Annotated in this window: 12 protein-coding genes; 6 read left to right on the top strand and 6 right to left on the bottom strand. The window is 28.4% G+C overall.

The genetic code is table 11. The features are described 5' to 3' along the window. The coding region (locus tag AVBRAN9333_RS02495) for a M48 family metallopeptidase (RefSeq protein ID WP_336609368.1) at positions 1-400 on the top strand (400 nt) is incomplete at its 5' end. A 7-nt stretch (positions 401-407) separates the two neighbouring features. Here AVBRAN9333_RS02495 and AVBRAN9333_RS02490 read toward each other — a convergent pair. The 3 genes from AVBRAN9333_RS02490 to AVBRAN9333_RS02480 are packed head-to-tail and all read right to left on the bottom strand — an operon-like array spanning position 408 to position 3,915. Beyond that, positions 408-1,619, bottom strand: a complete 1,212-nt coding sequence (locus AVBRAN9333_RS02490) for a Y-family DNA polymerase (protein ID WP_336609367.1) — start codon at positions 1,617-1,619, stop codon at positions 408-410. Further along, positions 1,619-3,343, bottom strand: a complete 1,725-nt coding sequence (locus AVBRAN9333_RS02485) for an EAL domain-containing protein (protein WP_214117780.1) — start codon at positions 3,341-3,343, stop codon at positions 1,619-1,621. Before AVBRAN9333_RS02485 ends, AVBRAN9333_RS02490 begins: the two co-directional genes overlap by 1 nt. A 5-nt stretch (positions 3,344-3,348) precedes the next feature. After that, the gene (locus AVBRAN9333_RS02480; protein WP_214150132.1) at positions 3,349-3,915 is read right to left on the bottom strand and encodes a hypothetical protein; all 567 of its coding nucleotides are present in this window, start codon (positions 3,913-3,915) and stop codon (positions 3,349-3,351) included. A gap of 42 nt (positions 3,916-3,957) precedes the next feature. Between AVBRAN9333_RS02480 and gltX the strand changes: the two genes are divergently transcribed. From gltX to AVBRAN9333_RS02460, 4 genes are read left to right on the top strand one after another with little or no spacing between them, the layout of a single operon-like run. After that, on the top strand, positions 3,958-5,358 hold the full coding sequence (gltX, locus tag AVBRAN9333_RS02475) for a glutamate--tRNA ligase (RefSeq protein ID WP_336609370.1): 1,401 nt from the start codon (positions 3,958-3,960) through the stop codon (positions 5,356-5,358). Next, positions 5,355-6,602 carry a malic enzyme-like NAD(P)-binding protein gene (locus AVBRAN9333_RS02470; RefSeq protein WP_214119549.1) on the top strand — a complete coding sequence of 416 codons (1,248 nt, stop codon included), beginning with the start codon at positions 5,355-5,357 and terminating at the stop codon, positions 6,600-6,602. Before gltX ends, AVBRAN9333_RS02470 begins: the two co-directional genes overlap by 4 nt. Next, positions 6,589-7,212: a uracil phosphoribosyltransferase gene (upp, locus tag AVBRAN9333_RS02465; RefSeq protein WP_214117776.1), complete on the top strand. Its 624-nt coding sequence runs from the start codon at positions 6,589-6,591 to the stop codon at positions 7,210-7,212. Before AVBRAN9333_RS02470 ends, upp begins: the two co-directional genes overlap by 14 nt. Positions 7,213-7,214: 2 nt before the next feature. Further along, entirely contained in the window at positions 7,215-7,607 is a 393-nt protein-coding gene (locus tag AVBRAN9333_RS02460) for a rhodanese-like domain-containing protein (RefSeq protein WP_214117775.1), read from the top strand. A gap of 37 nt (positions 7,608-7,644) precedes the next feature. On the opposite strand, the gene AVBRAN9333_RS02455 is transcribed toward AVBRAN9333_RS02460, so the two are convergent. Genes AVBRAN9333_RS02455 through AVBRAN9333_RS02445 form a run of 3 tightly spaced genes read right to left on the bottom strand, consistent with a single transcriptional unit; the run spans position 7,645 to position 9,232 of the window. Then, positions 7,645-7,899: a heavy-metal-associated domain-containing protein gene (locus AVBRAN9333_RS02455; RefSeq protein ID WP_239803081.1), complete on the bottom strand. Its 255-nt coding sequence runs from the start codon at positions 7,897-7,899 to the stop codon at positions 7,645-7,647. After that, positions 7,896-8,168 (bottom strand): hypothetical protein, encoded by a 273-nt coding sequence (locus AVBRAN9333_RS02450; RefSeq protein WP_214117773.1) that lies wholly within the window; start codon positions 8,166-8,168, stop codon positions 7,896-7,898. The genes AVBRAN9333_RS02455 and AVBRAN9333_RS02450 overlap by 4 nt, the downstream gene beginning before the upstream one ends. After that, on the bottom strand, positions 8,165-9,232 hold the full coding sequence (locus AVBRAN9333_RS02445; protein ID WP_239803080.1) for a transglutaminase-like domain-containing protein: 1,068 nt from the start codon (positions 9,230-9,232) through the stop codon (positions 8,165-8,167). The genes AVBRAN9333_RS02450 and AVBRAN9333_RS02445 overlap by 4 nt, the downstream gene beginning before the upstream one ends. A 117-nt stretch (positions 9,233-9,349) precedes the next feature. On the opposite strand from AVBRAN9333_RS02445, the gene infA reads away from it, so the two are divergent. Continuing rightward, positions 9,350-9,568 carry a translation initiation factor IF-1 gene (infA, locus tag AVBRAN9333_RS02440; RefSeq protein WP_214117771.1) on the top strand — a complete coding sequence of 73 codons (219 nt, stop codon included), beginning with the start codon at positions 9,350-9,352 and terminating at the stop codon, positions 9,566-9,568. Positions 9,569-9,580: the final 12 nt, after the last annotated feature.

Below are 9,580 nucleotides of genomic sequence, written 5' to 3'. Positions count from 1 at the left end.
AAGAATTTCAAAAAATGTAGAAATTCACAATGATAAAATCATTTTAAAATGCCTTGAAACTGATGAAAATAAAGAAAAATTACTTAATGATTTTTATAAAATTCAATCAAAAGAAATCTTTAGCGAAATTTTAAAAAGATTTTGTGTGATTGTTGGTAAAGATATAAAAGCTTTAAAAGTTCGCAAAATGAAAACTCGTTGGGGTTCTTGCAATACGAAAAAATCTTATATAAATCTAAATACCGAATTAATTAAAAAAGATATATTAGCAATAGAAGCAGTGATTATGCACGAATTAACACATCTTTATCACGCTAATCACTCAAAGGCTTTTTATACCACGCTTTTAGGATTTATGCCTGATTATAAAGAAAGAATTAATTTATTAAAAGATAAATAATTTATATTTATCCCCCATATTTTATACAGCTAATGCCAAATTTATCTCTTATAGCACTTAGGGTTTCGTTTAATTTTTGATTTTTTGTGGTGTTTTGAAAAATATTTTCACAATATGTTTTATCAAGATTATTAGCAGCAATTCCTATATAATAAACACTTACATTTTTCGTATTTTTCATAAGAATTTCAAATCCTTTTACGGCATTATCAATTAGATTTTTTTCATCAAATGGTTGCATAATTTCAATTCCAATATGCTCTAATTTATTGCCGTATTTAATACTTATTTCTATTTTTTTAGGATGATATTTGTGCTTTGAAATCCAAACACATAAATATCTAGCAAGTATTTTAACCCTTCGCCTTAACTCATCATAATCACTAATTGGCTTAAAGCTTTTTGATATTGCGTGGCTTTTAATATCTTTTGTTTCTTCTACTTTTTCATTATCAACGCCTTTAATTCTTGCTATGATTTTTTTGCCATTTTTACCATATTTATCTAGCAAATATTCTTTTTGCAATAATTCATCTAAAGTATTTACCCCATAAGCTCTTAAATATTTTTGTATTTCTCTTCCTATGCCTGCGAAATTTTTTATATCTATTCCTTTAATGGCATTGCTTAAATCATATTCCATTCTAATGCCAAAAGGTTTTGCTAAATCGGTTAAAAATTTAGCTCCCCATTTGCTATTATTAATGCCTATACTAGCTGGTAAGCCAAATTTATCTAATAGTTCTTTTTGAAGATATTTTGCATAATCTAGCACTTCTGCGTCTTTTTTAAACCCTTCTAAATCTCCAAAAAACTCATCAATGCTAAATTGTTCAATTACGGGTATTTTGCTTTCTAAAAATTGCCTTACTTTAAAGCTTAGTTCTTTATAAAATCTAATATTACTTCTAGCTATTTTTAAATTCGGACATTTTTGATAAGCTATATTTAATTTATCTCCTACTTTTACGCCATATTTTTTAGCTTCATAAGATACGGCAATTGCAGTAAAATGCCTATAATCAATTACTTTATTTTCACTTCTTATAACTTCAATTGAGCTCATAAAAGCGATTTTATTATCTATATATTTTGCATCTTGATTGAAAAAATCTTCATCGCTTCCAGCATAAATCACACAAGGTGTATTGCAGAGTTCTTTATTTAATAGTCGTTGGGCATTTACAAAATAGCTATCAAAATCTATATGAAGTTTCATTAGAATTTGTTTTTATAAATATTTATAAATTCATTAATCGGTGTAGCACCTTTATGATAATAAAATCCTTGCAATTCATCACAACCTAATTGTTTTAAAATATTTACTTGCTCTAGTGTTTCAACACCTTCTGCTACTACTCTTTTATTCATAGTTTTTGCTATTTTTATAATACCAATTATAATTGCTTTTGAGTTTTCATTAATTAAATCACAATCTTTACTATTTAATCCATCTATAAAGCTTTTATCAATTTTAATTGTATCAATAGGTAAATGATTTATATAAGAAAGAGAACTATAATCTTTCCCAAAATCATCAATACTTATTAAAAATCCAATAGCTTTTAATTTTTCTAATATAGTCTCACTACTGCTATTAAGTCTATATCTTTCTGTTATTTCTATATCTATTAAACTTGGATTTATATCGTATTTTTTAACATTTGCTAGCAAATAATTTATCATATCTTTATGGTGCAAGTGTTTTGCTGATATATTAATACTTATTGGAATATTTATTCCTTTATTTTTTAAAACTTGTATTTCTTGAAATACTTTTGCAATTACAAATTTTTCAAGTTTTATTATTAAATCAGTTTTTTCTGCAATTCTTATAAATTTTTCTGTATTTTCAAATTTATCATTTCGTTTCCAGCGAATTAATGCTTCTGCGCCTTTTACTAAATTATCATTTGCTCCGATTTTTGCTTGATAATATACATCAAGTTCACCTTTTTCTAAAGCCCTTTTTAAATCATTTTCTAATTTTGCTTCATTATCTATTTGTGTTTTAACTTCATCAGAATAATCGCAATACAATGTATCTTTTTGAACGCTTGAAAGTAAGGCTGCTTTGTAAGTATCGTTTATTATTTGATTGTAATTTTCATTTGTTAATACACTAAAGCCAACCCCTATACTTTGTTCATAAATTCCATCACTTCCAAAATTAATACTTTCACTAAAGCATTCGTGCAACTTAATAGCCATATTATTAAAAGTTGTTTGTATTTCATCAATACAAGGAAATGCTAATAAAAAATCTCCATTGCCACTTATTTTGGCTATTTTAGAATTTAAAATAGTTGTAGAAAAACTTGAAAATCTACTTGCTAATTCTAATATTATTTTATCAGCTAAATCAAAACTTCTACTTTTTAATAGATTTTGATAGTCTTTAAGATATATATAGCTAACTATTATAGGACAATCGCTTTTTTCATAGAGTTCTTGTATGTCTAATAAGAATTTTTGTTTTTTAGGTAATTTGGTTAAAGAATTATAGTTTTCTTGATAGTATATATCATTTAAGACTTCGTTTAAAGAATTTGCTATTTTTTGAAATTCGCTGTAATTTAGCGTATCGTTTAGCATTAAAGGCTTATGTTTTTTTACTGAATTTGCGAGAAGTTCTGCAAAATCATTAAAATTTGATTTTACTCTTTTTAATCTTTTTATATAAATTGCATTACTAATAACTGCGGCTACTAATACAGCGAAAGAAAATACTAAAAATTGAAAAATAGTATGGTCTTTATTTTGTTGTAGCCTAATTACTAAGCTATCATTTCCTATATTGTGAATTCTATGATGCTCTTCAATTCTTTTTGCCTCGCTAATATATCTATAAGTTCCAAAAATTCCACCAGCAATTTCAATTAGTAAAAAAGTTGTAATAATAAAATTCTTAAACGAGTTAGATAGAATTGATTTTGTTTTCATAGTACTCACCTAAACATTTTAATTGATGCCTTTGCTTCTTCTTTTTCCATATAATTACGAACTGATTCTTGAGCATTTTTATTCATTAAATAGCTTTTAATTTGTTCTTTTGCTACTTCATAACTTGCCCCATTCATTTTATCTTTATTTAAATTATAAAATCTAATTACTTCATCATCGCTTACATCTTTCATATAATTTTGAGCGATTAAATCAAATAATTTCTTTTTTAGAATTTCATCTTTTATATTTTCTGTTAGCATTTTGATTTTATCTTGGTTATGTTCTATGAAAGTAGATAAGCTAATATTATTAGCAGCAGCTATTTTTGATAATTCTTGATTGATTTCTAGTTCATTTGCAGTTAATTTGAATTTTTTAGCTAAAGATGTGCATATTTTATTTTGAATTAGCAATCTTAATGCGTCGTTTTGGCTTATATTCATATATTGTGAAATTTCTATAATATCAATATTTGTAATAGGCTCGTTATTAACACTAGCTATGATTGAAGTTATAGGACTTGCGTTCATAAATGCACCAAATACAAGTGCAAGCAAAATTTTTCTCATTATTTACCTTTAAGTGATTTTAAATGATTATAACTATAAAAAATTCACAAAAGGCTAATAATAATGATAGTTACAAGATTTGCACCCTCTCCGACAGGGTTTTTACATATTGGTGGATTAAGAACAGCACTTTTTTCTTATCTTTACGCTAAAAGAAATAATGGTAAATTTATTCTTCGTATTGAAGATACAGATATGGCAAGAAATAGCGAAGAAGCAACCAAAGCTATTTTAGAAGCTTTTAAATGGGTTGATTTAGAAGTAGATGGGGAAATTACTTACCAAAGTAAAAGATTAGATATTTATAAAGAATATATTCAAAAATTACTTGATAGTGGCAATGCTTATTATTGTTATATGAGCGAAGATGAGTTAAACTCATTAAGAGCAGAGCAAGAAGCTAGAAAAGAACGCCCTAAATATGATGGAAGATACAGAGATTTTAAAGGCACTCCACCAGAAGGAATTAAACCAGTTGTAAGGATAAAAGCACCGCTTGATGGAGAAATAATAGTAAATGATGGAGTAAAGGGCGAAATTAGATTTAACGCTGCTGATATTTTAGATGATTTTGTAATAGCTCGTGCTGATGGCACTCCTACTTATAATTTCGTAGTGGTTGTTGATGATGCTTTAATGGGCGTAACTGATGTTGTTCGTGGAGATGACCATCTTTCAAATACTCCAAAACAAATAATAATTTACGAAGCTTTAGGCTTTAAGGTTCCTAATTTTTATCATCTAGCTATGATAAATGGAGAAGATGGCAAAAAACTTAGCAAAAGACACGGAGCAACCGATGTTATGGAATATAAGGCTTTAGGATATTTGCCTGAAGCTTTACTAAATTTCTTATTAAGATTAGGATTTTCAAACAAAGACCAAGAAATATTTTCAATGCAAGAAATGAAAGAATGCTTTACATTTGATAATGTTAGCAAAGGTGCGAGCACATATAACGCACAAAAATTAGAATGGATTAATGCTCATTATATAAAAAGCGTTAGCGATGAAAGATTAGTAAATGCTTGTAAGGATTTAGGATTTGATTTTTCAAGTGTTAATAATTATTCATTCTTATTAACAATGTTAAGAGAAAGAGCTAAGACTTTAATAGATTTGATAAATAGTGCAAAAATTATTATAAACGAGCCAAATTCTTATGAAGAAAGTGGAGTTGCTAAGTTTGTAAATGATAATAGTAAAGCTTTATTTTCTAAGTTTGTAAATGATTTTAAAGGTGCAAATACTGAAGCAGAATTTGAATTAGCCGTTAAACAATTTTTAGATAGCAATAATGCTAAGCTAAAAGACATAGCGCAATTAATTAGATTAAGCCTAACAGGAACAACAATTAGTCCTAGTATTTATGCTATTATGGAGTTTTTAGGCAATGATGAGATTAAAAAAAGATTTAATAATTTTTTAAAGGAGATTTTATGAATAATTTAAAAGAAAGAGCATTAGAGTATCATTTAGGCGGTAAATTAGGCACTTTTATTAAAACACCTATGAAAGAATATGAGAGTTTAAGTTTAGCATATTCTCCTGGAGTTGCATATCCTTGCGAAGAGATTGCTCGTGATAGTGATTTAGCTTATAAATACACAAGTAAAGGTAATTTAGTAGCAGTTATTAGTGATGGTTCAGCTGTTTTAGGTCTTGGCAATATCGGTGGAATTGCAGGAAAACCTGTTATGGAAGGTAAGGCTTGCTTATTTAAAAAATTTGCAAATGTTGATTCTTATGATATTGAATTAAGCACTCAAGATACCGAAGAAATAATAGCAGCAGTAAAAGCTATTGCTCCTAGTTTTGGCGGTATTAATCTTGAAGATATAGCAGCTCCAAAATGTTTTGAGATTGAAGCAAGACTTCAAGACTTAGGTATTCCTGTAATGCATGATGACCAACACGGAACAGCTATTATTAGTGCGGCTGGGTTAATTAATGCTTGCGAAATAATTGGCAAAAAATTAGAAGATTTAAAAGTAGTTGTTTGTGGAGCAGGAGCAGCAGGGATTGCAAGTGCTAAGATATATAAGACTTTAGGGGTTAAAAAGATTTATTTAGTAGATTCTAAAGGTGTTTGCAATACTAAAAGAACAGATTTAAATGAGCATAAATTAGAATTTGTAAGAGAATGTGATGAGGATACTTTAGCTGATGTTTTAAAAGGAGCTGATGTTTTCTTAGGGCTTAGCAAAGCTGGAGCTTTAAGCGAAGAAATGTTAAAAACTATGGCAGAAAATCCAATAGTATTTGCTTTAGCTAATCCTGACCCAGAGATTTTACCTGAACTTGCGAAAAAAGTTCGCCCTGATGTAATTATTGCAACAGGAAGAAGCGATTATGACAATCAAATCAACAATGTTTTGGGCTTTCCATATATTTTCCGTGGAGCTTTAGATGTTAGAGCTAGAAAGATTTCTATGGGTATGAAAATAGCAGCTGTTAAGGCATTAAGCGAATTAGGACGCCTTGAAGTTAGCGAAAAAACTAAAAAATTATATGGTAAAGACTTAAAATATGGAAAAGATTTAATAATTCCAAAACCATTTGATGATAGGGTAAAAGCTTATGTTAGCACCGCAGTTGCTAAGGCTGCTGTTGATGAAGGCATAGCTTTAGTTAAAAATTTTGATGATAAAGCATATTTTGAAAGGTTATTGAATGAAAGTAATTAAAAATACACTAGTTTCAACTTATCTAGCGAAAATTAGAGATAAGAATACATCTTGTAGGGATTTTCGTGAGCATATAAAAAAGCTTAGTGGATTTGTGATTTATGAAGCTTGTGAATTTTTAAGCACAGAAAAAGTTAATATTCAAACTCCACTTATGCCTTGTGAGTGCGAAGTTATTAGCGATGATATTGTAATAGTGCCTATTTTAAGAGCAGCTCTTGGTATGAGTGATATTGCACTTGATTTATTGGGTAAAGCTAGTGTGGGATTTTTAGGTATTCAACGCAATGAAGAAACGCTTGAGCCTGAATTTTTCTTTGAAAAATACCCACAAGATATGCAAAATAAAACTGCAATTATAATTGACCCTATGTTTGCAACGGGCGGAAGTGCTATTGCAGCTGTTGATAGATTAAAATCAATTGGTGTCAAAAAAATAATTTTTGCAAGTATCATTGCAACTCCTGAAGCAAGAGATAGAATGAAAAAAGCTCATCCTGATGTAGCATTAATTACTGCTTGTTTGGATAAAGGGCTGAATGAAAAAGGATATATTATCCCAGGTCTTGGAGATGCTGGAGATAGGATATTTAATACTTTAAAGGCTTAAAAATGAAAAAAATATTATTGGGTTTAAGTTTATTTGTTTGTTTAAATGCTGAGGTAATCACACAAAATATCAAGGAATTTGATTTTACTAATAGTGATTATGCTGTAATTGATGTTAGAATGCCTAGTGAATACGCTGCAACAGGTGTTGTAAATAAAGCAAAATTGATAACATTTCTAAACGAAAATGGAAGTATTAATCCTGATTTTTTGAATGAAATTAGTAAAAATTATTCAAAAGATAGCAAAATAGCAATTATGTGTAGAAGTGGTAAAAGAAGTGCAATGGTAACTAAAATGCTTGAGCAAAACGGCTTTACTAATATAATAAATCTTGATGGTGGAATGAACGAATTATTAAAGACAGATATTAAATTAGTTCCATATCAAAATTAATTTTTAATCCTATTTTAAATTCTTTTTAAAATAGGATTTATTTAAGTATTCCTTGATAGCCTGTATTAAAAAGCGCTTGATTTATTATGCTTTCGTTAAGTTCTTTATCGCTTTTAATTATCGCTGTTTTATTTTCTAAACTAACATTTACTTTATTTACTCCATCAATTTTTAGTAGTGCCTTTCTAACAATTGCCGTGCATAATGGACAATGTATTTTAGGAATTTCTAAAGTGTATTCATAAGCATTTAAAACACTTAAAAATAAGCTTAACAATAATACTTTTTTCAAATCATTGCTCCTATAATTTCAGGATAAAATACGATAAATAATAATGCAAGTCCTATTAAAAATAATCTGATTTTATTTTTTTGATTTAGTTTTTTATAGACGAATATGCAATATAAAATACAGGTTGCAATCCCTAAATATACTCTAAAAGGTGCTAAAAAATCAAAATTAACAAGGCTTACTCCAAATATCAAAAAGCTAATAGCTCCAACACAACAAAGGCTAGAGCTAATAGCTAAGATAAACATTGATATTAAATATTTTTTCATATTTGTTTTGAAGTGTATTCATATACAAATTCATTAGGTGAATAATAATCAATAGTATTTGAATCAACTTCAGCATATACATAGCCAAAATTATTAAGCGGTGCTTGAGCTGGGCGTGGAATTAGCACGAAATCTCTTTTGGTATTAAACTCGCACCAACACATTTCCCAATTACCGAATTGAAATTCTCTTAATTTTTGTATACCACTATCATTATTATCTAGGTTTAAAGATAATTTAACTTTAGCTACATCAGCAGGATCGCAAGGAATCCACCCATAGCCTTTTAGATAAAACTCCGCCCTACAATGTTGAGCTTTTGTTATATTTTCTTTACTACCCATTGCAGCATAAAATCTACTCGCACCTAAACGAATTCCAAAGCACTCTCTAGCAGGAATATTAATACTTCTTAAAAGTGCTACAAAAACAGAGCTAATATCAGTGCATTTGCCATAAAGTTTTTTACTTTCTAAAATAGCCTTAGCATCACCAATTCCACACCCAATTACACTCTCATCACGAGTAAAATTAAGTACTACCCAATCATAAATAGCTTTTGCTTTTTCTAAATCGCCTTTTATACCTTTTGTAATTTTTAGTGCATATTCTTTTACTATTCCACTAGTAAAAATATGTTCGCTTGGTTTTAAATATTGTGCGATACTTTCGTCTAATTTCTCGTTTTCATTAAAATTAACTTTAGAAAAATCAGTAATTCTATCGTGAGTTTTAATGCTAAATTGTGTTATTAATTCAGCTTTTACATTAGAAAAACTTGCATATAAACTATTAGTTTCAAAATCACTTAAATAAATTTCATTGTAATTTCCACTATTTACAATATCACTTGTAAGGTATTGATATGAGCGTGATTTTGGTAATGGAAGCCATATTTTGCTAACTTCGCCTAATTCGCTTAAATTATGTTTTAAGCTTACAATGTATTCTTTACTATCGTCTTTTGTTGCTTGAGTATTATTTACTAAAGGTGTTTCATTCGCACTTAGTAAAGTGTTTGCTGCAACTGCAGACGACAAAGTTAAAAATGTTCTTCTTTTCATAACTTTATCCTTGTGTGAAATAAACTTTTATTTTAAATTATTTTATTTAATAATAAATTTAGTTTTTTAATAGTTTTTATGTTATTATTGACCTTTACATTTTTACAAAGGAAAATTATGGCTAAAGATGATGTAATAGAAATTGACGGCGAAGTTATTGAAGCTTTACCAAATGCAACTTTTAAAGTTGAGCTTGATAACAAACACGTAATTTTATGCCACATTGCGGGTAAAATGAGAATGCACTATATTAAAATTATGCCAGGAGATAGAGTAAGAGTTGAGCTAACTCCTTATAGTCTTGATAAAGGACGCATTACTTATAGACACAAATAATTTAGCACTTTT

The organism is Campylobacter sp. RM9333 (assembly GCF_020137705.1).
Classification (GTDB): domain Bacteria; phylum Campylobacterota; class Campylobacteria; order Campylobacterales; family Campylobacteraceae; genus Campylobacter_E.
This window is presented reverse-complemented; position numbering and strand designations above follow the sequence as displayed.

Coding starts and splice junctions, on each gene's coding strand:
- AVBRAN9333_RS02445 (WP_239803080.1), bottom strand. CDS start 9,232: ATGAAAAGAAGAACATTTTTAACTTTGTCGTCTGCAGTTGCAGCAAAC.
- upp (WP_214117776.1), top strand. CDS start 6,589: ATGAAAGTAATTAAAAATACACTAGTTTCAACTTATCTAGCGAAAATT.
- AVBRAN9333_RS02450 (WP_214117773.1), bottom strand. CDS start 8,168: ATGAAAAAATATTTAATATCAATGTTTATCTTAGCTATTAGCTCTAGC.
- AVBRAN9333_RS02460 (WP_214117775.1), top strand. CDS start 7,215: ATGAAAAAAATATTATTGGGTTTAAGTTTATTTGTTTGTTTAAATGCT.
- AVBRAN9333_RS02480 (WP_214150132.1), bottom strand. CDS start 3,915: ATGAGAAAAATTTTGCTTGCACTTGTATTTGGTGCATTTATGAACGCA.
- AVBRAN9333_RS02485 (WP_214117780.1), bottom strand. CDS start 3,343: ATGAAAACAAAATCAATTCTATCTAACTCGTTTAAGAATTTTATTATT.
- AVBRAN9333_RS02470 (WP_214119549.1), top strand. CDS start 5,355: ATGAATAATTTAAAAGAAAGAGCATTAGAGTATCATTTAGGCGGTAAA.
- AVBRAN9333_RS02490 (WP_336609367.1), bottom strand. CDS start 1,619: ATGAAACTTCATATAGATTTTGATAGCTATTTTGTAAATGCCCAACGA.
- infA (WP_214117771.1), top strand. CDS start 9,350: ATGGCTAAAGATGATGTAATAGAAATTGACGGCGAAGTTATTGAAGCT.